Source organism: Staphylococcus sp. MI 10-1553 (genome assembly GCF_010365305.1).
Classification (GTDB): Bacteria; Bacillota; Bacilli; order Staphylococcales; family Staphylococcaceae; genus Staphylococcus.
Window position 1 is genome coordinate 1,142,979 of record NZ_CP048279.1, and the last position, 25,804, is coordinate 1,168,782.

Below are 25,804 nucleotides of genomic sequence, written 5' to 3' on the forward strand. Positions count from 1 at the left end.
GTAGGATAATACTGGGGGGCGTTTTTTTGATAAGACGATATTTAGAGTTTGTAAAGCCGTATAAATGGCTGATTGTTGGCACGATTATAGTCGGGATATTGAAGTTTGGTATTCCGTTGCTGATTCCATTATTAATCAAATATGTCATTGACGACGTGATTAATAATGCGGCTTTAACAGTAGATGATAAGTTAATGCGTTTAGCTGTGTCTATGCTCATTGCGGCGTTTATTTTTGTAGTGGTACGCCCACCGATTGAGTTTTTTAGACAATATTTAGCACAATGGACAAGTAACAAAATTTTATATGATATTCGAAAAAAATTGTATGATCATTTACAAGCATTAAGTTCAAAGTTTTATGCGAACAACAAAGCAGGTGAAGTGATTTCACGTGTCATTAATGATGTTGAACAAACGAAAGATTTCATTATGACGGGTCTCATGAATATTTGGCTTGACTGTATTACGATTATTATTGCGTTATCGGTCATGTTTTTCTTAGACGTTCAACTGACATTAGCAGCGATAGTCGTCTTACCTTTTTACATTTTAACGGTCTATTTCTTTTTCGGCCGTTTAAGAGCACTGACTCGTGAACGTTCACAAAAGCTCGCTGAAACACAAGGCTTCCTTCATGAACGTGTCAATGGGATGGCAGTCATTAAAAGTTTTGCGATTGAAGCGAACGAAGCGAAAAATTTCGATCAACGCAACACAAATTTTTTAAACAAGGCCTTTAAACATACACGTTGGAATGCTTATTCATTTTCGGCTATCAATACTGTGACAGATATTGGTCCATTAATTGTTATAGGTTACGGTGCTTATTTAGCCATTACGGGATCCGTGACAGTGGGGACACTTGCGGCATTTGTCAGTTATCTCGAACAACTTTACGGACCTTTACGCCGTCTCGTGTCTTCTTTTACAACATTAACGCAAAGTTTTGCATCAATGGACCGTGTTTTTCAATTGTTTGATGAGCCTTATGATATAAAAAACACACCACAAGCTAAAGCGATTCCGATTCGTGAAGGGCATATCGAAATAGAAAATGTGTCATTTAAATACAATCCAGAAGAGCGGAATGTACTGAACCATTTGAATTTAGATATACAGCATGGTGAAACAGTCGCATTTGTCGGTATGAGTGGGGGCGGAAAGTCAACCTTAATCCATCTTATCCCTCGCTTTTACGATGTGACAGAAGGATATATTAAAATTGATGGCCATGACATTAAAGATTTCGATACGGCAAGTTTAAGACGACAAATCGGCATGGTGCAGCAAGACAACATTTTATTTTCCGATACAGTGAAAGAAAATATTTTGCTCGGCCGTCCAGATGCGTCATTTGAAGAGGTCGTGGAAGCGGCGAAACTGGCAAATGCCCATGAGTTTATTATGGCATTGCCTCAAGGTTATGATACGGAAGTCGGTGAACGTGGTGTGAAGCTTTCAGGTGGGCAAAAACAACGATTATCGATTGCACGTATTTTCTTAAATGATCCGCCGATTCTGATTTTAGATGAAGCAACAAGTGCGTTAGATTTAGAAAGTGAAGCAATTATTCAAGAAGCGTTAGAAAAGCTGAGTCATGACCGGACAACGATTATTGTAGCGCATCGACTTTCAATGATTACCCATGCAGATAAAATTGTCGTCATTGAAAATGGTAAAATTGTTGAGCAAGGTTCTCATGAGGCGTTAATGCAACGAGAAGGCGCATACCGTCGACTTTACTCTATTCAAAATTTATAAATGAATCATAAATCTATGAGTAGTAGAGGCTGGCAAAACTTAATTTCTAGCCTCTTTTTTTGATATTTGTTATCTATAATGTGACTGCTAAAAGAAAATTGATAAAATTAAATTTGAAATCAAATGGAATAATCTGAATGCGCAACGCAATAAGAACAAACAAGTTTTAAAATTATCTTTATTAGAAAAATCAATAAATGGAATGTTTGAACTGAGCATGTGCCTAGCGGTTATCAATCAAGTTATTTCCAACTTAAATCGGTCATCTCAGTCAATGTCGTCCTATATTTCATGTATAATGACAGAAAAAGGGAGTGGGGGTTACAATGACTTTTTTAACTGTACTTCAATTAATTATCAATGCTTTATTAGTAGGTATATTAGTCATTGCATTTATCGCATTTATTGCGTTTTTAATTTTTGATAAACGACAAAAGCAGCACAGTGTATTACGTAATTATCCTGTGCTAGCACGTGTGAGATATTTTTTAGAACATATTGGACCAGAGATGCGTCAATATTTATTTTTAAATGATAATGAAGATAGGCCTTTTTCGAGAATGGAATATCAAAATATTGTCATTGCGGGCAAATACAACTCAAGAGGGGCGAGTTTTGGAACTCAGAAAAATTACGACACCGGTTATTTTATTAATAATGCCATGTTTCCAACGCAAAAGCATCAGTTAATGGTCGACAATGCGGAGTGGATTTCCACATTCATTTACCAAATTAAAAGTGAAACATTGTTTAATCGTTCAGAGCATATTCGTGCGAAAGAAATTGAACCTTTTTATTTGGCGCCCGAACATTATGTCAAAATAGGGGAACATGTAGCACATCCATTTTACGTTAAACGTTTAGTTGGACAGTCAGGCATGAGTTACGGTGCGCTAGGTAAAAATGCGATTACAGCACTTTCGAAAGGGTTAGGAATGGCAAATACTTGGATGAATACAGGTGAAGGGGGCTTATCCGACTATCATCTTGCCGGTGATGTTGATATTATTTTCCAAATTGGTCCTGGTTTGTTTGGTGTCAGGGACGAGCAGGGACAATTCGACCCGAATCATTTCATGGAAGTTGCACAACGTCCTCAAGTTAAAGCATTTGAAATTAAGCTGGCACAAGGGGCTAAAACACGAGGCGGTCATATTGAGGGTAAAAAAGTGACAGAAGAAATTGCCAAAATTCGTAAACTTAAACCTTATGAAACTGTCGACTCGCCGAACCGTTTTGACTTTATTAATAACGCGTACGATTTATTAAATTGGATTGATGAACTGCGAGAAATGAGTCAAAAACCAGTGGGCTTTAAAATGGTACTCGGTAGAAAAGACGACTTTAAACAATTGATTGATGCTATGCAAACATTAAACATTTATCCCGACTTTATTACAATTGACGGTGGTGAAGGTGGGACAGGTGCAACGTTCCAAGAATTGCAAGATGGCGTGGGATTGCCATTATTTACAGCCCTTCCTATCATTGACGGTTTACTAAAAGCGCATCAGTTAAGAGATAAAGTGAAAATTTTTGCATCTGGAAAATTAGTTACACCTGATAAAATTGCCATCGCGTTAGCATTAGGGGCTGACCTTGTGAATGTTGCAAGAGCGATGATGATTAGTGTCGGTTGTATTATGAGCCGTCAATGCCATAAAAATATTTGCCCAGTTGGTGTTGCAACGACGGATCCTAAAAAAGAAGAAGCCCTCGTAGTCGATGAAAAACAATATCGTGTAACGAACTATATTACGAGCTTGCATGAAGGGTTGTTTAATATCGCTGCAGCGGTCGGTGTGAAAAGTCCAACTGAAATCGGTCCTGAACATGTGACGATTAAATATCAGAACGGCGAAATTGAATCGATTCATCAATATCAATTAAAGTTGATTGATTAAATTTGAATATGAGACATAAAAATTTTTGATGCTATTGATGTAGCATTGTGTAACTTGCCCCTTCTTCCTTCGATTTGTGGGTTTTGATTGCTTCATGGCTTCGCGTTTCCTAGGGGCTGATCCTTCAACTCACTAACGCTTGATTAAACTTTTATATTTGTTGATGCGTTAGTGGATTTTGAGAGCAGTACAAAAATCTCATGTGCAACAAAGATTTCATCGTACTGCCCCGCAAGGCTGACTGGACTTCTCAAAAGCATGCTTTTGAGAAGTCCAGTCAGCTACTGCGTTAAACAGCACCCATTATTAAAGTAAAGAAGAGACTGTTAGCAGTATGCACACATTCCCTCAGGAGTCTCCATCTTCTGGGCAATCTTACATCGAAATATAGTAAACTAAGGGCAAGTTTATGAAATCAAGAAAAGTAATAGCATCAATTTTTGTCTCCAATTCATCCTCATTTTTCGACTGTTTTATAATCAATCATGAATCATAAGTATATGTGAAGATAGAGGCAGAGAAAAGTGAATCTCTCAGCCCTATCAATGTAGAAAAAGCTCGAACAAGGTGATGTTCAAATCATCTTGCTCGAGCTTTTAATGTTATAAATCAAAATCCTCTTCAATAATATCGATATCAGGATCAGTGTTATGGTATTTAAAATAACTGACACGTAAACGATCCAAATGCTCTATATTGTAGCGATACTCTTCTAAAGCTGAAATGATATGCATAATGTTAGCGTAAGAAAAGTTTTTAGGCTCTGAATCTGTCACGACTTCTTCTTTAAAAGCAGTCATGATGTCTTTTTTTAACGGATTGGGAACAAAACGTTGATCTAACGTGGCATCAAACTTCGCCTTTTTCGTAATACTAATTAAAATCTGTTCATGAAATTGTGTGAGTTCATCAATTTCTAATTTAATTTGTAGTAACAACGCATGATTTAAATGCACCAAATCATTTTGATAACGATTCATTCTTCTGAGCACGTCATATGCATCACGTGTCGACAAGACGATTTCTTTAAATAAAATCTTCTTACGTGTTTGTGCGAAGACTTGTTTCTTTGTATAGACACGTTCTTCTTTATAAAATTCAAGTAACTGCTCAAGTTTTACAATACGTTGACGTAAATTTTCTAAATCTTGCTTCACATAATTAAATTCTGTCGCATCATTTAACACTAAATTAAACCACTTAAAAATATCAGTCGAAATGTTCAATGAGTTGTAATATATTTTCGTCTCAAACTTTGGTGGTAGAAATGTGAGATTAACGATGAATGAGCTGATGACTCCAATCATCACAAGTGAAAATCGGTAAAAGGCTGAGATATAAAAAGAGCCGTCATGTTGTCCCATAATGACCAGTGCTGTCACTGTAGCTAACGTTGCAACATGCGCGATTTTCATTTTAAAGAGTAATGCGATTAACAAAATGACTGTCGCACCCATAATAATGATATTGTTACCGAAAATGGTCACCATAGCTACAGCGAGGAGGGCACCAATGACATTACCTTGGAATTGGTCGACAATCGTTTTAAACGTCCGGTAAACGCTAGGCTGCATGGCGACGACCGCTGCAATTCCTGCGACAGTCACCATCCCAGCGCTATGAGGTAACAGTGAGGCAATCGAAACCGCAAGTATAATGGCGATACCTGTTTTTAAAATTCTAGCTCCCAGTTTCAAATCATCGCGCTCCTTTGGTTAAATTAAATCCTGAATAGTGAATAGGTTTAATCATGTTATACACTGTTACATTGCAAATTTCAATAGCGAAGTTTACAATTGGCTAAATGCATAATCCGCAGCAGCAATCGTTTTGTCGATATCTGCTTCAGTATGCTCTGTCGTTAAGAACCACGCTTCATATTTCGATGGTGCTAGGTTAATACCTTGGTGTAACATCAGTTTGAAAAATTTCGCAAATTGTTCACCATCAGAAGCATCGGCTTGTTCATAGTGTGTAACTTTTCCATCTGTAAAGTATACTGTTAACGCACCGTATACACGATTGATAGTTGCTTTGACTTGATATTTATCAATGGCAGCTTGTAATCCGGCTTCTAATTTTTCACCGAGTTGATTTAATTTTTCATATACACCAGGTTGTTCTAACACTTCTAACAAGGCAATACCAGCTTTCATTGATAATGGATTACCTGCCATTGTCCCTGCTTGATAGGCGGGGCCGAGTGGTGCTACTTGTTCCATAATATCTTGACGACCGCCGTAACCACCGATTGGAAGGCCACCACCGACAATTTTACCGAAAGCTGTTAAATCAGGATAAACACCTAGTAAATCTTGTGCGGCACCGTAGTGAAAACGGAATGCAGTAATGACCTCATCGTAAATGACTAAGCCGCCATATTCATGCGTCACACGGTTTACTTCTTCTAAAAATCCAGGTTGAGGTTCGACCATACCAAAGTTACCAACAATTGGTTCAACTAACACGCCAGCTACTTGATTGCCCCAATGTTTCATTGCTTCTTTAAAAGATTCAATATCATTAAATGGCACCGTAATGACTTCTTGAGCCACACTTTTCGGTACACCTGCTGAATCAGGAGAACCAAGTTGAGACGGACCACTTCCTGCAGCAACAAGTACTAAATCAGAGTGACCGTGATAACAGCCAGCAAATTTGATGATTTTATCTCTATTTGTATAAGCACGTGCAACACGAATCGTAGTCATCACTGCTTCTGTCCCTGAGTTTACAAAGCGCATTTTTTCTAATGAAGGAATGGCAGCTCTCAATTTACGTGCAAACGCTATTTCTAATTCTGTTGGTGTACCGAATAACACACCAAGGGCAGCTTGTTCTTGGATTGCTTCAGTAATATGTGGATGGGCATGTCCAGTAATAATAGGACCATATGCTTGTAAGTAGTCGATATATTCATTGCCATCAACGTCGTATAAATAAGCCCCTTTACCAGACTTCATCACAACAGGCGCGCCACCACCGACAGCTTTATATGAACGAGACGGTGAATTGACACCCCCTAAAATATATTCATTGGATTGTTCTTGTAATTCTTCGCTTCGATTAAAATTCATAAATCAACCAACCTCTTTTAATTTAATATTTTTCTCTATTATCGTATCATAAAATGAGAAGATATTAGAAAGAAGGGTTGTTATGTTAAAAAAAGGTGACACATTTCCAGACTTCCAATTAGAAAATCAAAATAGCGAACAAATTTCAAAAGCTTCATTAAAAGGACAAAAAGTAATTCTCTATTTTTACCCACGAGATAACACACCCACATGTACTACAGAAGCATGTGACTTTAGAGATAATATTGCATACTTCAATGATTTAAATGTGCAAGTTTATGGTGTGAGTGGCGATTCAAAACGCAAACATCAAAATTTCATCGAGAAACACCAACTAAATTTTGATTTATTGGTCGATGAAGATTTTCAACTTTCAGAAGCGGTCGGTGTCTATCAACTGAAGAAATCTTTTGGTAAAGAATCAATGGGCATCGTACGGACAACTTTTGTCATAGATGAAGAAGGTAATATTATTGATGTCATCGAAAAAGTAAAAGTCAAAGAACAAATGGCACAGTTAAAAGAAATCTTGGAAGGGTGATCGTCCATGTTAGTCGTAAGCTTAATGCGTTTAGATGATCAAGAAGTAAAGTTACAAGAAGCATTTCCTAATGTTGACTTCAAATTTTATAAGCATCCCTCTCAACTGCCTGAAGAAGTACAACAACAAATGGATGTGCTGATTTCATATCATCCAGAAGTTGATGAGGCTTTTATCGAAAATGCACCACAATTAAAATGGATTGCTTGGTATGCGACAGGGGTCAATCCTTTACCATTTGAAATACTCAAGAAAAGAGAGATTCAATTGACCAATGCAGGTGGTGTACATGCACAACAACTTACGGAATTTCTGTTTGCGTACATATTAGATGATTACAAAGAACTGAAAGCAATTTATGAAGAACAGCAAGCGCGCATTTATAACCATAAGCGTGTTACACCATCCGTTAAAGATCAGCACATCTTATTTTTAGGTACCGGAAAGATTCCACAACGCGCAGCTCAAGTAGCGCAAACATTAGGAATGAAAACGATAGGATTAAATACAACAGGTCATGCGGCAGACCATTTTGACGAGACATATGCCATTTCAGAACGTCAACATGTCTATGAAAAAGCGGATATCGTTGTGAATTTGTTACCGGAAACTGTAGACACACGTTATTTATTAACAGCAGAAGATTTTAAAGCGATGAATCAACGTACATTATTTGTCAATTTAGGTCGAGGTACGATTGCAAAAGAAGCGGTCATTGTCGATGCCTTAAAAAATAAAATGATTCGTAAAGCATATTTAGATGTATTTGAAAAGGAGCCGCTTGAATCTAATTCAGAACTCTACCAGTTGGATAATGTATTTTTAACACCACATATTTCAGGCAGTCACGTAGATAACAAAAAATTAGCTACTGATATTTTTTCTAACAATTTAAAATCTTTTCTCAATAACGGCGATTTGATTGAGAATAATGTTAATATTGATAGAGGATATTAGATAAATATTGACAATAAAAAGGTAAACCATATATATTATTAAGTAAGAATTATTCTTAATAAGAAAGACGGGTGAACCTAATGACTGCTGGATTGGAATCTCATGATCATCAATTAAAAGAGTCAATAGCGTCTTTACGTGAAGCAGGCGTGCGTATTACACCGCAACGTCAAGCAATATTAAATTTCCTCATCAAAGCGGAATCACATCCGACTGCTGACGAAATTTATCAATCATTATCACCTGACTTCCCAAATATAAGTGTTGCAACAATTTACAATAACCTTAAAGTATTTAAAAAGACAGGCATTGTTAAAGAGTTAACATATGGTGATGCTTCAAGTCGTTTTGATTTCGACACACAGAATCATTATCATGTCATCTGTGAGAAATGTGGTAAGATTGTTGACTTCCACTATCCATTGCTCCATGAAGTTGAACAACTCGCGCAACATGTAACAGAATTTGACGTCACGCATCACAGAATGGAGATATATGGTGTTTGTCAATCGTGTAAAGAGGCTGAAAAAGAATTATAAGTGATTGAAGGCTTATTCAGAAAGCGTATGAATGATACGTTTTAATGAATAAGTCTTTTTTGTTTTTAAGTTTTGGTAATTATTTTCGGCTAATGATGAATTGATTGTCTTGAAAAGCGATTGTTGATTTAGATGATAAATCTTACAATGGCTGACAACATAGTGAAAATGTTTATGATTATGGTTGAAGAAAAATATAGGATATGTGAGTCAGCCGCTATAGAATTGGGTGGAGATATAATTGTTTAAATTGATTCAAAAGATAATACAATCACTGTTTAAAATGTTTTGATGTAAAAATAACTCTATACGTGTTAGTTTTCAAAAACATAGTAAATTTGATTAAAAATAACGGCTATTTTTGTGTTGACGATGGTGGTTCTACTTGGTAAGATAAGGAAGTCGTTTCAAGGAGATTGTTAAAAATAATTCTTCCATGTTGAACGCATGTAAATGAATGATTAAAAGTGTAAAATTAACGCTTGAAACTTTCTTCACAACATTATAAGATAATAAATGTTGAATAAGACAACAACTTATTAACAAAGAATTAAAAAAACTTTAAATTAAATCTTGACACAGAATTTTGTTTGAAGTATAATGAATTCTTGTAACAGCAAAAAGCGAACATTGAAAACTGAATGACAATATGTCAACGTTAATTCCGATAATTTGAGTACTTCAAAAGTACTTTCAAGAGTGATTGACTTAAACAATCAACGAGCTATATCAAGCTTACTTCTTTTATGGAGAGTTTGATCCTGGCTCAGGATGAACGCTGGCGGCGTGCCTAATACATGCAAGTCGAGCGAACAGATGAGGAGCTTGCTCCTTTGATGTTAGCGGCGGACGGGTGAGTAACACGTGGGTAACCTACCTATAAGACTGGAATAACTCCGGGAAACCGGGGCTAATGCCGGATAACATGTTGAACCGCATGGTTCTACAGTGAAAGACGGTCTTGCTGTCACTTATAGATGGACCCGCGCCGTATTAGCTAGTTGGTGGGGTAACGGCCTACCAAGGCGACGATACGTAGCCGACCTGAGAGGGTGATCGGCCACACTGGAACTGAGACACGGTCCAGACTCCTACGGGAGGCAGCAGTAGGGAATCTTCCGCAATGGGCGAAAGCCTGACGGAGCAACGCCGCGTGAGTGATGAAGGTCTTCGGATCGTAAAGCTCTGTTGTTAGGGAAGAACAAATGTGTAAGTAACTGTGCACATCTTGACGGTACCTAACCAGAAAGCCACGGCTAACTACGTGCCAGCAGCCGCGGTAATACGTAGGTGGCAAGCGTTATCCGGAATTATTGGGCGTAAAGCGCGCGTAGGCGGTTTTTTAAGTCTGATGTGAAAGCCCACGGCTCAACCGTGGAGGGTCATTGGAAACTGGAAAACTTGAGTGCAGAAGAGGAAAGTGGAATTCCATGTGTAGCGGTGAAATGCGCAGAGATATGGAGGAACACCAGTGGCGAAGGCGGCTTTCTGGTCTGTAACTGACGCTGATGTGCGAAAGCGTGGGGATCAAACAGGATTAGATACCCTGGTAGTCCACGCCGTAAACGATGAGTGCTAAGTGTTAGGGGGTTTCCGCCCCTTAGTGCTGCAGCTAACGCATTAAGCACTCCGCCTGGGGAGTACGGTCGCAAGACTGAAACTCAAAGGAATTGACGGGGACCCGCACAAGCGGTGGAGCATGTGGTTTAATTCGAAGCAACGCGAAGAACCTTACCAAATCTTGACATCCTTTGACCGCTCTAGAGATAGAGTTTTCCTCTTCGGAGGACAAAGTGACAGGTGGTGCATGGTTGTCGTCAGCTCGTGTCGTGAGATGTTGGGTTAAGTCCCGCAACGAGCGCAACCCTTGAGCTTAGTTGCCATCATTCAGTTGGGCACTCTAAGTTGACTGCCGGTGACAAACCGGAGGAAGGTGGGGATGACGTCAAATCATCATGCCCCTTATGATTTGGGCTACACACGTGCTACAATGGACAATACAAAGGGCAGCAAAACCGCGAGGTCAAGCAAATCCCATAAAGTTGTTCTCAGTTCGGATTGTAGTCTGCAACTCGACTACATGAAGCTGGAATCGCTAGTAATCGTAGATCAGCATGCTACGGTGAATACGTTCTCGGGTCTTGTACACACCGCCCGTCACACCACGAGAGTTTGTAACACCCGAAGCCGGTGGAGTAACCATTTGGAGCTAGCCGTCGAAGGTGGGACAAATGATTGGGGTGAAGTCGTAACAAGGTAGCCGTATCGGAAGGTGCGGCTGGATCACCTCCTTTCTAAGGATAATATACGGAATATCACCATTAGGTGATAAGCGGATTAACGTGACATATTGTATTCAGTTTTGAATGCTCGTTCATTGAGAATTCAAAATTCAAATGGGCCTATAGCTCAGCTGGTTAGAGCGCACGCCTGATAAGCGTGAGGTCGGTGGTTCGAGTCCACTTAGGCCCACCATTTAAAAGTTAAATAATATTTTGGGGGCTTAGCTCAGCTGGGAGAGCGCCTGCTTTGCACGCAGGAGGTCAGCGGTTCGATCCCGCTAGTCTCCACCATTTATATCATTTGTACATTGAAAACTAGATAAGTAAGTATAGATTTTACCAAGCAAAACCGAGTGACAAGCGTTTAAAAGCTTGAAACAAAAATTATCGCTAGTCGTCATTTGACGACTCACATAATTAATAACTGGTGATGGTAAGCATCGTATTTTGATTGCACAAACGTTGATGAAAACGCTTGTCAGTCAACGCATTTCTTGATGAGCGCAGTGAAGTTTACTTTTCGTAAATGAACAAGCAAAGAAAGAAATAAGGAAGAATGCGAGCGTTTATCATAACGTTTAGATTAAGTTATTAAGGGCGCACGGTGGATGCCTTGGCACTAGAAGCCGATGAAGGACGTTACTAACGACGATATGCTTTGGGGAGCTGTAAGTAAGCTTTGATCCAGAGATTTCCGAATGGGGAAACCCAGCACGAGTTATGTCGTGTTATCTGCATGTGAATACATAGCATGCAAGAAGGCAGACCCGGAGAACTGAAACATCTTAGTACCCGGAGGAAGAGAAAGAAAAATCGATTCCCTGAGTAGCGGCGAGCGAAACGGGAAGAGCCCAAACCAATAAGCTTGCTTATTGGGGTTGTAGGACACTCTGTACGGAGTTACAAAAGAATTTGTTAGACGAATAACCTGGAAAGGTTAATCATAGAAGGTAATAATCCTGTAGTCGAAAATGAATTCTCTCTTGAGTGGATCCTGAGTACGACGGAGCACGTGAAATTCCGTCGGAATCTGGGAGGACCATCTCCTAAGGCTAAATACTCTCTAGTGACCGATAGTGAACCAGTACCGTGAGGGAAAGGTGAAAAGTACCCCGGAAGGGGAGTGAAAGAGAACTTGAAACCGTGTGCTTACAAGTAGTCAGAGCCCGTTAATGGGTGATGGCGTGCCTTTTGTAGAATGAACCGGCGAGTTACGATCTGATGCAAGGTTAAGCAGAAAATGTGGAGCCGTAGCGAAAGCGAGTCTGAATAGGGCGAATGAGTATTTGGTCGTAGACCCGAAACCAGGTGATCTACCCTTGGTCAGGTTGAAGTTCAGGTAACACTGAATGGAGGACCGAACCGACTTACGTTGAAAAGTGAGCGGATGAACTGAGGGTAGCGGAGAAATTCCAATCGAACTTGGAGATAGCTGGTTCTCTCCGAAATAGCTTTAGGGCTAGCCTCAAGTGATGATTATTGGAGGTAGAGCACTGTTTGGACGAGGGGCCCCTCTCGGGTTACCGAATTCAGACAAACTCCGAATGCCAAATAATTTAACTTGGGAGTCAGAATGTGGGTGATAAGGTCCATATTCGAAAGGGAAACAGCCCAGACCACCAGCTAAGGTCCCAAAATATATGTTAAGTGGAAAAGGATGTGGCGTTGCCCAGACAACTAGGATGTTGGCTTAGAAGCAGCCATCATTTAAAGAGTGCGTAATAGCTCACTAGTCGAGTGACACTGCGCCGAAAATGTACCGGGGCTAAACATATTACCGAAGCTGTGGATTGTCCTTTGGACAATGGTAGGAGAGCGTTCTAAGGGCGTTGAAGCATGATCGCAAGGACATGTGGAGCGCTTAGAAGTGAGAATGCCGGTGTGAGTAGCGAAAGACGGGTGAGAATCCCGTCCACCGATTGACTAAGGTTTCCAGAGGAAGGCTCGTCCGCTCTGGGTTAGTCGGGTCCTAAGCTGAGGCCGACAGGCGTAGGCGATGGATAACAGGTTGATATTCCTGTACCACCATGATTCGTTTTAAGCGATGGGGGGACGCAGTAGGATAGGCGAAGCGTGCTGTTGGAGTGCACGTCCAAGCAGTGAGATTGAGTGTTAGGCAAATCCGGCACTCTTAAGATTGAGCTGTGATGGGGAGAGGAACTTGTTCCTCGAGTCGTTGATTTCACACTGCCGAGAAAAGCCTCTAGCTAGAATAATGGTGCCCGTACCGCAAACCGACACAGGTAGTCAAGATGAGAATTCTAAGGTGAGCGAGCGAACTCTCGTTAAGGAACTCGGCAAAATGACCCCGTAACTTCGGGAGAAGGGGTGCTCTTTGAGGTTCACGCTTCGAAGAGCCGCAGTGAATAGGCCCAAGCGACTGTTTATCAAAAACACAGGTCTCTGCTAAACCGTAAGGTGACGTATAGGGGCTGACGCCTGCCCGGTGCTGGAAGGTTAAGAGGAGTGGTTAGCGCAAGCGAAGCTACGAATCGAAGCCCCAGTAAACGGCGGCCGTAACTATAACGGTCCTAAGGTAGCGAAATTCCTTGTCGGGTAAGTTCCGACCCGCACGAAAGGCGTAACGATTTGGGCACTGTCTCAACGAGAGACTCGGTGAAATCATAGTACCGGTGAAGATGCCGGTTACCCGCGACAGGACGGAAAGACCCCGTGGAGCTTTACTGTAGCCTGATATTGAAATTCGGTACAGTTTGTACAGGATAGGTAGGAGCCTTAGAAGCGTGAGCGCTAGCTTACGTGGAGGCATTGGTGGGATACTACCCTAATTGTATTGGATTTCTAACCCGCAGCACTTATCGTGCTGGGAGACAGTGTCAGGCGGGCAGTTTGACTGGGGCGGTCGCCTCCTAAAGAGTAACGGAGGCGCTCAAAGGTTCCCTCAGAATGGTTGGAAATCATTCATAGAGTGTAAAGGCATAAGGGAGCTTGACTGCGAGACCTACAAGTCGAGCAGGGTCGAAAGACGGACTTAGTGATCCGGTGGTTCCGCATGGAAGGGCCATCGCTCAACGGATAAAAGCTACCCCGGGGATAACAGGCTTATCTCCCCCAAGAGTTCACATCGACGGGGAGGTTTGGCACCTCGATGTCGGCTCATCGCATCCTGGGGCTGTAGTCGGTCCCAAGGGTTGGGCTGTTCGCCCATTAAAGCGGTACGCGAGCTGGGTTCAGAACGTCGTGAGACAGTTCGGTCCCTATCCGTCGTGGGCGTAGGAAATTTGAGAGGAGCTGTCCTTAGTACGAGAGGACCGGGATGGACATACCTCTGGTGTACCAGTTGTCGTGCCAACGGCATAGCTGGGTAGCTATGTATGGACGGGATAAGTGCTGAAAGCATCTAAGCATGAAGCCCCCCTCGAGATGAGATTTCCCAACTTCGGTTATAAGATCCCTCAAAGATGATGAGGTTAATAGGTTCGAGGTGGAAGCGTAGCGATACGTGGAGCTGACGAATACTAATCGATCGAAGACTTAATCAAAATAATGGTTCATAAGGTAATGCTTGTGATAAATATACTTACTATCTAGTTTTGAATGTATAACATTCTACAACTTAATCTGGTGCCAATGGCAAAGAGGTCACACCTGTTCCCATGCCGAACACAGAAGTTAAGCTCTTTAGCGCCGATGGTAGTCGGACTTACGTTCCGCGAGAGTAGGACGGTGCCAGGTTAATACATAATCGGAGAATTAGCTCAGCTGGGAGAGCATCTGCCTTACAAGCAGAGGGTCGGCGGTTCGATCCCGTCATTCTCCACCATTTTAAAAAAATGAATATGAGTAGCCGGCCTAGCTCAATTGGTAGAGCAACTGACTTGTAATCAGTAGGTTGGGGGTTCAAGTCCTCTGGCCGGCACCATGATGAGCCATTAGCTCAGTTGGTAGAGCATCTGACTTTTAATCAGAGGGTCAGAGGTTCGAATCCTCTATGGCTCACTTTGCGGGTGTGGCGGAATTGGCAGACGCACTAGACTTAGGATCTAGCGCCTTACGGCGTGGGGGTTCGACTCCCTTCACCCGCATATGCAGAAGTAGTTCAGCGGTAGAATACAACCTTGCCAAGGTTGGGGTCGCGGGTTCGAATCCCGTCTTCTGCTCCATTATTTGCCGGGGTGGCGGAACTGGCAGACGCACAGGACTTAAAATCCTGCGGTGAGAGATCACCGTACCGGTTCGATTCCGGTCCTCGGCACCAATATGCGCCCGTAGCTCAACTGGATAGAGCGTTTGACTACGGATCAAAAGGTTATGGGTTCGACTCCTATCGGGCGCGCTACATTACCTTACGGGAAGTAGCTCAGCTTGGTAGAGCACTTGGTTTGGGACCAAGGGGTCGCAGGTTCAAATCCTGTCTTCCCGATATCTTTTAAAATTATTTATATGGGGGCTTAGCTCAGCTGGGAGAGCGCCTGCTTTGCACGCAGGAGGTCAGCGGTTCGATCCCGCTAGTCTCCACCATTTAAATTTAATACTAATACAATTTACAACTACATAAGGCGGCGTAGCTCAGCTGGCTAGAGCGTACGGTTCATACCCGTGAGGTCGGGGGTTCGATCCCCTCCGCCGCCACTAATTTTAGTTGAAAACATTATTAGGACCTTTAGCTCAGTTGGTTAGAGCTAACGGCTCATAACCGTTCGGTCGCAGGTTCGAGTCCTGCAAGGTCCATATAATTCGGAGGAATACCCAAGTCTGGCTGAAGGGATCGGTCTTGAAAACCGACAGGGGCTTAACGGCTCGCGGGGGTTCGAATCCCTCTTCCTCCGCCATTATTATTTTCTATTACCGCGGGATGGAGCAGTTCGGTAGCTCGTCGGGCTCATAACCCGAAGGTCGGTGGTTCAAATCCGCCTCCCGCAATATTATTTATAAGTGGTCCCGTAGTGGAGCGGTTTAACACGCCTGCCTGTCACGCAGGAGATCGCGGGTTCGATTCCCGTCGGGACCGCCATTATTAAAATGGTTCAGTAGCTCAGTCGGTAGAGCAAAGGACTGAAAATCCTTGTGTCGGCGGTTCGATTCCGTCCTGAACCACTTTTTTGCCGGCCTAGCTCAATTGGTAGAGCAACTGACTTGTAATCAGTAGGTTGGGGGTTCAAGTCCTCTGGCCGGCACCATGTCTTGGAGGGGTAGCGAAGTGGCTAAACGCGGCGGACTGTAAATCCGCTCCTTCGGGTTCGGCAGTTCGAATCTGCCCCCCTCCACCATATCAATAGGGGCATAGTTCAACGGTAGAATAGAGGTCTCCAAAACCTTTGATGTGGGTTCGATTCCTACTGCCCCTGCCATGGCGGTTGTGGCGAAGTGGTTAACGCATCGGATTGTGGTTCCGACATTCGTGGGTTCGATTCCCATCAACCGCCTTTATTTAAAATTAATGGGCTATAGCCAAGCGGTAAGGCAACGGACTTTGACTCCGTCACTCGCTGGTTCGAATCCAGCTAGCCCAGTTACTTTTGGCGGCATAGCCAAGTGGTAAGGCCGAGGTCTGCAAAACCTCTATTCACCGGTTCAAATCCGGTTGCCGCCTCCATTGATATGAAACATGCGGGAGTAGTTCAATTTTTAGAACACTTTCCTTCCCGGAAAGAGGTATAGGTGTAAGTCCTATCTTCCGCTCCATTTTTTCCAATAACATATTGGTTTTTTTTGTATTATGCCGGTGTGGCGGAATTGGCAGACGCGCGGGACTCAAAATCCCGTGTCTTCACAGACGTGTCGGTTCGACCCCGACCACCGGTATTCATAACCGTTATTTACACATCATAGCACATCAGAAACCCTGTTATTACGGGGTTTCTTTTTATGAGGCGGCACCCAAATGGCACAGGCTTGATTCTCCAATGGCACGTGCTAATCATTCACTCTTTCCCTTGTGGCAGTAAAGGCGAGAACTATTATGATTATGTAATGAATGAAGTCAATTTATTTCCTTTTTCTTGATCTTTCTTAAATATGTAGTGAAAAGATAGACGTACAAGGTCCGAGCAAGTTACCTACATGAACTTTTTTAGATAAACAACAATACACATCTTGGACACGTTAGCGATTTCGCATGTCCATGTGTCCAAAAAAACAATGTTTATTTAACCGTAGTTTCCATTATACATAGCAATCACATCGAATCCTGCTTTAAAACTTCTTAATTCTATGTCTAGTAAAGAACCAGTAGTAATTCTTGGTTTTAAATTTACTGCTACTAACATTAAACCCATTTCATTTTATCTTAAAAATCTCAATAAAAATAAACCATCAATCATAACCCTTTAAAGTATTGACGAATATTTTAAGAAATTTTCAGAATAATGTTGTGCCATAAGTTCACTTATATTATGATTAACCTATTCTTATAAGCGGAGGGTTGCGTAGATGGCGACAAATCAAATTAACAGCAAGCAATTTTTTAGCGTTATTTTAAATGCGGTAGGGGCTGGTGTTGTAATTGCGTTACTTCCTAATGCCTTTCTAGGTGAATTGTTGAAGTTTTTTAAAGACGGTCAACCAATTCTTGAAATGATTTATCAGGTTGTTTTGGTCATCCAATCATTTATGGCATTTATTATTGGGGCACTCGCTGCACATGCCTTCAAATTTTCTGGGCCAGGGGTAACATTTGTAGGAACTTCTGCGATGATTGGATCAGGTGCGTTACAGTTTAAGAATGGTGCGTTTGTATTACATGGTATTGGTGACATAATTAACGTCATGCTGATTGTTATGATAGCGTGTCTCATGTTTATTCTATTGTCAGGCAAATTAGGATCATTAGAGATTATCGTGTTACCCGCGTTAATTCCTGTGACTTCTGGAATGATTGGTCTCATGACATTACCTTATGTGAGTAAAGTGACACAATCATTAGGGCATTTAATTCATACGTTTACAGAACTTAATCCATTAATTATGAGTCTTTTAATTGCGATTACATACGCATTATTGATGGTGACACCGATTTCACTTGTAGCAATAGCAACGGCAATATCTTTAACAGGTTTGGGAAGTGGTGCTGGTAATATGGGTGTTGTAGCGGCTTGTGTTACGTTTTTAATGGGATCGATGAAGGTCAATAAACTGGGTGTGAATATCGTGTTATTGTTTGGTGCGGCTAAAATGATGATTCCTGTTTATTTCAAACATCCTATTATTATCATCCCGTTAATTGTTAATGGTTTCGTAGCGGGTCTGATTGCATACTTTGTGGGGATACAAGGCACACCGATGTCAGCAGGTTTTGGCTATTCAGGACTCGTTGGACCGATTAATGCGTTCAACCGTTTAGAAGGGGATCCAATCATGAATATTTTCTTATTATTGATTGCTTATTTCGTAATTCCTTTTACAGTGGGGTGGTTTGTGCATCAATTGAGTAAAAAAGTGTTACCAGGTTATCGAGATGACATTTATCATTTTGAAGTACTAAAAGAATAAATGTTGAATCGTCATACATGTATTTGAAATTAATAATAGCAAAATGAATAAAACATCAAGCAACGATACAAAGTTGTTTGATGTTTTTTTGATATTTACAAGGCTACCGAAAAATTTTCAAAATATTATTGCATAAACTTACATATAAATGTATAATAATCGATAATATAGGAAGGAGGCAATGTAATGAAGTATTTGGGGAAAATGATGACAATCATGTTAATAGTCGTATTTTGTATTTCGGGAATTCCCGCGAAGTATGATGCCCAAGCTGCAAGTGAGGATCAGTGGGATGTCATTAAAGATCGTGGAGAATTGAGAGTGGGGCTATCTGCAGACTATGCGCCGATGGAATTTGAAAGAACAGTGAATGGTGAACGAGAATATGCAGGTATCGATATTGAATTAGCCAAAAAAATTGCGAAAGATAATGGGGTTAAATTAAAAATCGTCAATATGCAATTTGATAGTTTGCTCGGTGCGTTAAAAACTGGAAAAATCGACATGATTATTTCTGGGATGACACCGACAGCTGAACGTAAAAAAGAAGTGGACTTTTCCGATAACTATATGACGGTAGATCAAAAAGTTGTTGTTCGAAAAAAGGATAAAGATAAATTTAAAACGTTGAAAGATTTAGCGCATCATCGTATTGGGGCGCAAAAACAAACGACACAAGAAGAATTAGCGCAAAAGGAAATTGAAGGTGCGGATATCCAATCGTTAACACGTTTGCCTGAAGTGATTTTATCTCTTAAAAGCAACAAAGTAGATGCGATTGTCATGGATAGTGCAGTAGGTAAAGCTTATTTAGCACAAAATGAAGAATTAACGTTCTCAGATGCTTCATTTGCAGATTCTGAAAAACCAACTGCCATTGCTGTTCCGAAAGATTCACCCAAGTTATTAAAACGTGTAAATCAATCCATTGCAGACGTCAATGATCACAATTTGATAGCGAAATATGAAAAAATCGCTGCTGATGCGATGCAAGATGATGGTAGCTTTTTAACAAAATATGGCGCATTTTTCTTAACAGGTATTAAAAGTACGATTGTCATTTCGCTTATCGGTGTGATATTAGGGGCAGTATTTGGTTCAATGTTTGCGTTGATGAAAATTAGTACAATTCGACCGTTAAAATGGTTTGCATCAGCGTATATCGAATTTTTACGTGGCACACCGTTACTTGTACAAGTCTTTTTAGTATTTTTTGGTACAACAGCAGTGTTAGGTTTAGATATTTCAGCATTTATTTGTGGAGCCATCGCATTGGTGATTAACTGTTCGGCCTACATTGCAGAAATTATTCGTGCAGGGATTAATGCCGTAGATAAAGGTCAAATGGAGGCGGCACGTAGTTTAGGTTTAAGCTACAGTCAAACGATGAAGTCAGTCATTATGCCTCAAGCGATTAAAAAGATTTTACCTGCATTAGGAAATGAGTTTGTGACAGTGATTAAAGAGTCTTCTATCGTCTCTGTGATTGGTGTCAGTGAAATTATGTTCAATGCACAAGTTGTACAAGGGGCGTCATTTGATCCATTCACACCATTATTAATTGCCGCTGTGCTGTACTTTATTTTAACATTCACGCTTTCACGTTTAATGAGCTTTTTAGAAGGGAGAATGAGTATCAGTGATTAAAATTTCAAAGTTAAATAAATCGTTTGGTCAAAATGAAGTGTTAACAGGTATTGATTTAGAAATTGCACAAGGTGAAGTGGTCGCTATCATTGGTCCTTCTGGAAGCGGGAAAAGTACATTATTACGATGTATGAATTTATTAGAAGTTCCTACATCAGGGCAAGTCATTTTCGAAGGACGTGATTTGACAGATAAGGGCACTAAAGTGGATGAATTACGTCAAAAAATGGGCATGGTATTTCAAAATTTCAATTTATTTCCACATAAAAAGGTCATTGATAACATTATGCTAGCGCCGCAATTATTGAAAAAAGGGGATGCACAACAATTAAAAACGCGTGCACTAGATTTATTATCGAAAGTAGGTTTGGAAGATAAAGCAGAAGCCTATCCGAATCAATTGTCGGGTGGACAAAAGCAAAGGGTTGCGATTGCTCGTGCGTTAGCGATGGATCCTGACGTGTTGTTATTTGACGAACCTACATCAGCATTAGATCCTGAAGTGGTAGGAGAGGTATTAGCAGTAATGAAATCACTCGCTAAAGAAGGGATGACAATGGTTGTGGTGACGCATGAAATGGATTTTGCGAAAAATGTGAGTGACCGCGTAGTATTTATGGCAGATGGTGTTGTCGTAGAAGATGGGCCACCGCATGAAATTTTTGAAAATCCACAACATCAACGTACACAAAACTTCTTGAAGCGTGTGTTAAACTAAATTTAAACGACAAAGAGCTAGGAATGTAATTGATTCCGGCTCTTTTTTAGTTGAAGTATCAAATGATGTTTATGAGTTTCCGAGCTTCAATGGAATAATTCCACGCAATGACAGTCAGATATGTTAAAATAACATGGTGATTTTAAAGAGGTGACATGATGAATGTACGGGCATTGAAAGAAGAGATAATCGCATATGCACATACAATAGGCATCAATAGTATTGGTTTTACCACAGCAGATCCTTTTGATGAATTGAAACAAAAGCTTGTCGATTATCATGCAAAAGGATATGCGTCAGGTTTTGAGCCGTCTGTTATCGCTTTACGCACAGCGCCGAAATTATCTTTACCGACTGCACGTTCAATTATTGCGATTGCTGTTGGATATCCGAATAAATTAAAAGGTGCGCCTAAAAGTGTTCGTGGTGATCGTCGAGGCATGTTTGCACGCGCTTCATGGGGGCAAGATTATCATTCGATTATGCGGCGACGTTTAGATGATTTGGCAGCTTTTATTCAAAGTAAAGTACCAGATGTAGAGCTCATGTCAATGGTGGATACTGGTGTGCTGTCTGACCGTGCCGTTGCAGAACGTGCGGGGCTTGGCTTTGTAGGACGCAACGGCTTTGTCATTAATCCTGATTTAGGTACGTGGTCGTATTTAGGAGAAATGTTAGTGAGTATTCCATTTCCACCTGATGATCCTATTATGGATAGTTGTGGCGATTGTACAATTTGTGTTGATCGTTGTCCTACTGGCGCGCTCGTTGGTAATGGGCAATTGAACAGCCAGAAGTGTATCAGCTTTTTAACACAAACGAAAGGCTATTTACCGGATGAATATCGTTATAAAATCGGTAATCGTCTGTACGGTTGTGATACGTGTCAACAAGTGTGTCCGAAAAATCGAGGTATTAATACGGAACAAGACGATATACATCTAGAGCCAGAAATTTTAAAACCACGATTAGTACCATTACTAAAAATGAATAATAAGACGTTTAAAAATACATTTGGACATCTTGCAGGCGCATGGAGAGGTAAAAAGCCGATTCAACGTAATGCGATTCTTGCACTGGCGCATTTTAAAGAAGAAACGGCAATACCAGACTTAAAAGATATGGCTGAAACGGATCCGAGACCTATGATTCGTGCAACGGCATTTTGGGCAATTGGTCAAATTTTAGGTGATGCAGCAAAAGATTATGTGATGTCACATTATGACAATGAACTTAAAGAAGTCCAAGTCGAGATGATTAAAGGATTAGAAATGAGGAGAGATGAATAATGCCAATTCATGTAGTTTTATATCAACCAGAAATTCCTGCTAATACAGGGAATATTGCACGTACATGTGCAGCGACTGACACACATTTACATTTAATTCGTCCGTTAGGTTTTAGTACTGACGATAAAATGTTGCGACGTGCTGGTTTAGATTATTGGAAATATGTATCGATTACATATTACGACAATATTGAATCATTTTTTGAACAAACAGAGGGCCAATACTTTTTACTTACAAAGTTTGGTTCTAAAAGTCATACGTCTCAAGATTTTTCAAATGTTGATGAAAACTATTATTTTATTTTTGGGAAAGAAACAACAGGATTACCAGACTGGGTGAAAGATAAGTATGATAATACAGCGTTACGTATCCCGATGAACGAAAATGTACGTGCATTGAACCTATCTAATACTGCAGCGATTTTAGTTTATGAGGTATTAAGACAGCAAAATTATCCAAATTTACAATAGATATGGACGAATTTCATAGCATTGTTCATAGTTTGGGGTTTGGACAAGAACAATTGCGTAAAAAAGGTTATAATTACGATAACGGAGAACCTTTCGAATGTTCCTCATTTTTTAATGTTTTAATTGATGTTTAAAATGGGTATGTAATTATTAATGTAAAAGACGAGTAGGACAATAGAGGAGTGTACGATAATGGCAATGAATTTTAAAGTATTTAAAGATGCAGAAACAGCAGCAACTTTCACAGCAGATATCTTAAGAAAACAGTTAAATAATAATCCGACATCCATTGTAGGCGTTCATTTAAATCAAGAAGAAGCACCGGTATTAGATGCATTAAAAAAAGATGTCGATCGTCATAGGGTTGATTTTAGTCAAATTCATGTATTGGATTACGATGCGCAACCATCATATTATCAAGCATTAGGTGTCCCAGAAAAACAAATTCACCACGTTCCAGAAGATGAAAAAGTGGAAGAATTTATTAAACATCACGCAAAAACAAAAGATAATAAAGGTAAATTGACGTTACAAGTCGTGACAATCGATACAGAAGGTCAAATTGGTATTCCTATGAATGATGCATTATTACCAGCGCGTGAAATTATTGTTGTCGTGACAGGTGCGGTGAAAGCGGAACAAGTGAAGAAATTATACGAAGAAAATGGTAATACGACATTTATTCCGTCAACATTAAAATCACATCGTATGGTTACTGTAGTCCTTGATGAAGCGGCTGCACAAGGTTTACCTGAAGATGTGCGCAATTACTTTACTTCATTGTATGCATAAGAGAAGAGGTGAAGGGCATAATGAAAGAAGAACAAAAGCATTATGACAATGAAATGGTTGATAGTTTTGATGATGTCGTGGAGCTCGGGAAAGAAATGGAACAAATTTCTGAAGCGAACGATGAAGACAAACTCGATCAATCACATGATTCAAAAGTGCGTTCTGATAAAGACACAAAATAGAAAAATAATGAGAAGGCTGGTTTATCATAATGATGGTCCAGTCTTTTTATTTTCTTTAGTGTACGTTGAGACAAATATGATAAAATGGGAGCGTGTTTAAAAAATGATGAAAGGTGACATACATGAAGTTACATCAGAAATGGATTATGTTAATTATTATTTCCACAATCATCAACTTGTTATCGATTAAAGCCTTCCCATTGGTGTTAGGGACGTTATATTTACCGGTATTATTTAAAATTGTGCAACTCCAACTGAACTTATCCAATGGTTTAGTCGACGATGCACAATCACACGTTCAAACCTTTGTGAAAACGAATCAAAAAGGTATCGTCATTAGTGTCATTTGTTGTATCGCGATGACTGTCGCATTGACGATTTATTTAGATGATTTTTACAATCAATTCAGTGGCTTTTTAGGTGTGTTAATCCGAATCAGTCCGGTCACAATGGTGATTGGCCTCATTTTGTATATTTTAGCAGCTATTGCAGTCGTACAAGCTGTGAAACACAAATTTATGCATACTGAAATGGAAAAAGTTAAAGAAACACCTTCAAATGAATAAATTATGGATTGTTTTCATTGAATCATGCCTTTGTAGAGACGATTGATTTTATATTTCAATATTTTACTTTCACTCATTGTAGGAATAAGACTGGGAAATTAAGTTTTCTCAGCCTTTTTTATTTAGAGAAAAAACGCAATTGCACGCCAATGTTCATTGAATGGCGATTTCGTTTAATGCTATAATTTAAGTGACAAGAATATTCAAAAATTAAAGGGGAGCGAGAGATATGTCAGTAAGAATTGAACATGATACATTTGGTGAAATTGAGGTACCTGCAGATAAATATTGGGGCGCTCAAACACAAAGAAGTAAACAAAATTTTCCAGTTGGCAAAGAAAAAATGCCAATTGAGGTTGTATATGGTTTCGCGCAATTAAAGCGTGCAGCTGCATTAGCCAACAATGAGTTAGGAAAGTTAAGCGATGCGAAAAAAGGTGCGATTGTATATGCTTGTGATCGTATTTTAGCAGGTGAATTAGATGAACATTTTCCATTAGTTGTATGGCAAACAGGAAGCGGTACACAAAGTAATATGAATGTGAATGAAGTTGTGAGCTATGTGGCGAATGAATACTTAAAAGAAAACGGTAGTAACGAAACAATTCACCCGAATGATGATGTCAACAAGTCACAAAGTTCTAATGATACATTCCCAACAGCAATGCACGTTGCACTGTATCATGAAGTGGAAAAACGTTTAGAACCTGCATTAAGAGGATTGCGTGAAACGTTCTACAAAAAAGAAAATGAGTTTAAAGACATCATTAAAATTGGTCGTACACACCTCCAAGATGCGACACCGATTACGTTAGGCCAAGAAATTAGTGGTTGGCGCTATATGTTAGACGTGTGTGAAAATTTATTGGCAGAATCTAAAAAACATATTTTAAACTTAGCCATTGGTGGCACTGCAGTCGGTACTGGCATTAATGCACACCCTGATTTTGGTACAAAAGTTGCAGGCTATATTGCAGAAAATACTGGTTATCCATTTGTATCATCTGAAAATAAATTCCATGCGTTAACTGCACATGATGAAGTGGTTCAATTACATGGTTCACTCAAAGCACTCGCGGGTGACTTAATGAAAATTGCGAATGATGTGAGATGGTTAGCTTCTGGCCCTCGTGCAGGTTTAGCAGAGATGTCTATTCCTGAAAACGAACCAGGTTCATCGATTATGCCAGGTAAAGTGAATCCAACACAATGCGAAATGTTAACAATGGTCGCTGTACAAGTCATGGGTAACGATACAGTAGTAGGATTCTCAAGCTCTCAAGGTAATTTCGAATTAAACGTCTTTAAACCTGTCATTTTGCATAATACGTTACAATCCATTTATTTATTAGCAGACGGTATGGAAACATTCAATCAAAACTGTGCAGTAGGTATCGAACCTATTCCTGAAAACATTGATAACTATTTGAACCGTTCATTGATGCTAGTGACTGCGCTTAACCCACATATCGGTTATGAAAAAGCAGCAGCCATTGCGAAAAAAGCGCATAAAGAAGGATTGACATTAAAAGAATCTGCAATTCAGTCAGGTTATGTGACAGAAGAACAATTTGAGGAATGGATTAAACCAGAAAATATGGTCCATCCGAAATAGTATGGAGGCA

16 protein-coding genes, 25 tRNA genes and 3 rRNA genes are annotated in these 25,804 nt (G+C 40.2%); 42 read left to right on the forward strand and 2 right to left on the reverse strand.

Annotated elements, in window-relative coordinates; all coding sequences use genetic code 11:
- Positions 1-26 precede the first annotated feature (26 nt).
- The gene (locus GZH82_RS05065) at positions 27-1,763 is read left to right on the forward strand and encodes an ABC transporter ATP-binding protein (RefSeq protein WP_162681584.1); all 1,737 of its coding nucleotides are present in this window, start codon (positions 27-29) and stop codon (positions 1,761-1,763) included.
- Positions 1,764-2,089: 326 nt separating this feature from the next.
- On the forward strand, positions 2,090-3,667 hold the full coding sequence (locus GZH82_RS05070) for an FMN-binding glutamate synthase family protein (protein WP_162681585.1): 1,578 nt from the start codon (positions 2,090-2,092) through the stop codon (positions 3,665-3,667).
- Positions 3,668-4,269: 602 nt separating this feature from the next.
- Here GZH82_RS05070 and GZH82_RS05075 read toward each other — a convergent pair.
- Positions 4,270-5,364: an FUSC family protein gene (locus GZH82_RS05075; RefSeq protein WP_162681586.1), complete on the reverse strand. Its 1,095-nt coding sequence runs from the start codon at positions 5,362-5,364 to the stop codon at positions 4,270-4,272.
- A 93-nt stretch (positions 5,365-5,457) separates the two neighbouring features.
- Positions 5,458-6,744 (reverse strand): glutamate-1-semialdehyde 2,1-aminomutase, encoded by a 1,287-nt coding sequence (locus tag GZH82_RS05080; protein WP_162681587.1) that lies wholly within the window; start codon positions 6,742-6,744, stop codon positions 5,458-5,460.
- A gap of 82 nt (positions 6,745-6,826) precedes the next feature.
- On the opposite strand from GZH82_RS05080, the gene bcp reads away from it, so the two are divergent.
- From bcp to fumC, 40 genes are all read left to right on the forward strand, one after another.
- Positions 6,827-7,285, forward strand: a complete 459-nt coding sequence (gene bcp / locus GZH82_RS05085) for a thioredoxin-dependent thiol peroxidase (protein ID WP_162681588.1) — start codon at positions 6,827-6,829, stop codon at positions 7,283-7,285.
- A gap of 6 nt (positions 7,286-7,291) precedes the next feature.
- On the forward strand, positions 7,292-8,242 hold the full coding sequence (locus GZH82_RS05090) for a phosphoglycerate dehydrogenase (RefSeq protein WP_162681589.1): 951 nt from the start codon (positions 7,292-7,294) through the stop codon (positions 8,240-8,242).
- A gap of 80 nt (positions 8,243-8,322) precedes the next feature.
- Complete coding sequence (perR, locus tag GZH82_RS05095; protein WP_162681590.1) at positions 8,323-8,781, forward strand: peroxide-responsive transcriptional repressor PerR; 459 nt, start codon at positions 8,323-8,325, stop codon at positions 8,779-8,781.
- 743 nt (positions 8,782-9,524) lie between these two features.
- Positions 9,525-11,075: ribosomal RNA gene (locus tag GZH82_RS05100) — 16S ribosomal RNA — on the forward strand.
- Between the two features lie 104 nt (positions 11,076-11,179).
- Positions 11,180-11,256 (forward strand) — tRNA-Ile (locus GZH82_RS05105).
- Positions 11,257-11,278: 22 nt separating this feature from the next.
- Positions 11,279-11,354: transfer RNA gene (locus tag GZH82_RS05110), tRNA-Ala, on the forward strand.
- 290 nt (positions 11,355-11,644) lie between these two features.
- Positions 11,645-14,566 (forward strand): 23S ribosomal RNA (locus tag GZH82_RS05115).
- Positions 14,567-14,644: 78 nt separating this feature from the next.
- Positions 14,645-14,759: ribosomal RNA gene (gene rrf / locus GZH82_RS05120) — 5S ribosomal RNA — on the forward strand.
- The 16S, 23S and 5S rRNA genes sit together here with 25 tRNA genes alongside, the layout of an rRNA operon.
- A 12-nt stretch (positions 14,760-14,771) precedes the next feature.
- Positions 14,772-14,847: transfer RNA gene (locus GZH82_RS05125), tRNA-Val, on the forward strand.
- Between the two features lie 23 nt (positions 14,848-14,870).
- A tRNA-Thr gene (locus GZH82_RS05130) sits at positions 14,871-14,946 on the forward strand.
- A gap of 4 nt (positions 14,947-14,950) precedes the next feature.
- A tRNA-Lys gene (locus GZH82_RS05135) sits at positions 14,951-15,023 on the forward strand.
- Positions 15,024-15,027: 4 nt separating this feature from the next.
- Positions 15,028-15,109: transfer RNA gene (locus GZH82_RS05140), tRNA-Leu, on the forward strand.
- Between the two features lie 3 nt (positions 15,110-15,112).
- Positions 15,113-15,187: transfer RNA gene (locus tag GZH82_RS05145), tRNA-Gly, on the forward strand.
- Positions 15,188-15,193: 6 nt separating this feature from the next.
- Positions 15,194-15,282 (forward strand) — tRNA-Leu (locus GZH82_RS05150).
- A gap of 4 nt (positions 15,283-15,286) precedes the next feature.
- Positions 15,287-15,360 (forward strand) — tRNA-Arg (locus GZH82_RS05155).
- A 13-nt stretch (positions 15,361-15,373) separates the two neighbouring features.
- A tRNA-Pro gene (locus GZH82_RS05160) sits at positions 15,374-15,447 on the forward strand.
- Between the two features lie 22 nt (positions 15,448-15,469).
- Positions 15,470-15,545 (forward strand) — tRNA-Ala (locus tag GZH82_RS05165).
- Positions 15,546-15,582: 37 nt separating this feature from the next.
- Positions 15,583-15,656 (forward strand) — tRNA-Met (locus GZH82_RS05170).
- A 25-nt stretch (positions 15,657-15,681) separates the two neighbouring features.
- Positions 15,682-15,755, forward strand: a tRNA-Ile gene (locus GZH82_RS05175).
- A gap of 8 nt (positions 15,756-15,763) precedes the next feature.
- A tRNA-Ser gene (locus GZH82_RS05180) sits at positions 15,764-15,856 on the forward strand.
- A 17-nt stretch (positions 15,857-15,873) separates the two neighbouring features.
- Positions 15,874-15,947 (forward strand) — tRNA-Met (locus GZH82_RS05185).
- Between the two features lie 14 nt (positions 15,948-15,961).
- Positions 15,962-16,038: transfer RNA gene (locus tag GZH82_RS05190), tRNA-Asp, on the forward strand.
- A gap of 10 nt (positions 16,039-16,048) precedes the next feature.
- Positions 16,049-16,121, forward strand: a tRNA-Phe gene (locus GZH82_RS05195).
- Positions 16,122-16,128: 7 nt separating this feature from the next.
- Positions 16,129-16,204, forward strand: a tRNA-Thr gene (locus GZH82_RS05200).
- A 6-nt stretch (positions 16,205-16,210) separates the two neighbouring features.
- Positions 16,211-16,294: transfer RNA gene (locus GZH82_RS05205), tRNA-Tyr, on the forward strand.
- 7 nt (positions 16,295-16,301) lie between these two features.
- Positions 16,302-16,375 (forward strand) — tRNA-Trp (locus GZH82_RS05210).
- A 2-nt stretch (positions 16,376-16,377) separates the two neighbouring features.
- Positions 16,378-16,450 (forward strand) — tRNA-His (locus GZH82_RS05215).
- 15 nt (positions 16,451-16,465) lie between these two features.
- Positions 16,466-16,537 (forward strand) — tRNA-Gln (locus GZH82_RS05220).
- Positions 16,538-16,545: 8 nt separating this feature from the next.
- Positions 16,546-16,620: transfer RNA gene (locus tag GZH82_RS05225), tRNA-Cys, on the forward strand.
- A gap of 14 nt (positions 16,621-16,634) precedes the next feature.
- Positions 16,635-16,709 (forward strand) — tRNA-Gly (locus GZH82_RS05230).
- Positions 16,710-16,745: 36 nt separating this feature from the next.
- Positions 16,746-16,829, forward strand: a tRNA-Leu gene (locus tag GZH82_RS05235).
- A gap of 627 nt (positions 16,830-17,456) precedes the next feature.
- Positions 17,457-18,515, forward strand: coding sequence for a PTS sugar transporter subunit IIC (locus GZH82_RS05240; RefSeq protein WP_162681591.1), 1,059 nt, complete (start codon positions 17,457-17,459; stop codon positions 18,513-18,515).
- Positions 18,516-18,701: 186 nt separating this feature from the next.
- Positions 18,702-20,162, forward strand: coding sequence for an ABC transporter substrate-binding protein/permease (locus GZH82_RS05245; RefSeq protein WP_162681592.1), 1,461 nt, complete (start codon positions 18,702-18,704; stop codon positions 20,160-20,162).
- Positions 20,155-20,880, forward strand: a complete 726-nt coding sequence (locus GZH82_RS05250) for an amino acid ABC transporter ATP-binding protein (protein WP_162681593.1) — start codon at positions 20,155-20,157, stop codon at positions 20,878-20,880. The genes GZH82_RS05245 and GZH82_RS05250 overlap by 8 nt, the downstream gene beginning before the upstream one ends.
- A gap of 158 nt (positions 20,881-21,038) precedes the next feature.
- Positions 21,039-22,169 carry a tRNA epoxyqueuosine(34) reductase QueG gene (gene queG, locus GZH82_RS05255; protein ID WP_162683005.1) on the forward strand — a complete coding sequence of 377 codons (1,131 nt, stop codon included), beginning with the start codon at positions 21,039-21,041 and terminating at the stop codon, positions 22,167-22,169.
- Positions 22,169-22,639, forward strand: coding sequence for a tRNA (uridine(34)/cytosine(34)/5-carboxymethylaminomethyluridine(34)-2'-O)-methyltransferase TrmL (gene trmL / locus GZH82_RS05260; protein ID WP_162681594.1), 471 nt, complete (start codon positions 22,169-22,171; stop codon positions 22,637-22,639). The genes queG and trmL overlap by 1 nt, the downstream gene beginning before the upstream one ends.
- 192 nt (positions 22,640-22,831) lie before the next feature.
- The gene (locus tag GZH82_RS05265; RefSeq protein WP_162681595.1) at positions 22,832-23,431 is read left to right on the forward strand and encodes a 6-phosphogluconolactonase; all 600 of its coding nucleotides are present in this window, start codon (positions 22,832-22,834) and stop codon (positions 23,429-23,431) included.
- 20 nt (positions 23,432-23,451) lie between these two features.
- Positions 23,452-23,613, forward strand: coding sequence for an SAS053 family DNA gyrase inhibitor (locus GZH82_RS13895; protein WP_203232849.1), 162 nt, complete (start codon positions 23,452-23,454; stop codon positions 23,611-23,613).
- A gap of 122 nt (positions 23,614-23,735) precedes the next feature.
- A complete protein-coding gene (locus GZH82_RS05270; protein WP_162681596.1) occupies positions 23,736-24,179 on the forward strand; it encodes a hypothetical protein in 444 nt (147 codons plus the stop codon).
- Between the two features lie 229 nt (positions 24,180-24,408).
- On the forward strand, positions 24,409-25,794 hold the full coding sequence (gene fumC / locus GZH82_RS05275; RefSeq protein ID WP_162681597.1) for a class II fumarate hydratase: 1,386 nt from the start codon (positions 24,409-24,411) through the stop codon (positions 25,792-25,794).
- Positions 25,795-25,804 lie beyond the last annotated feature (10 nt).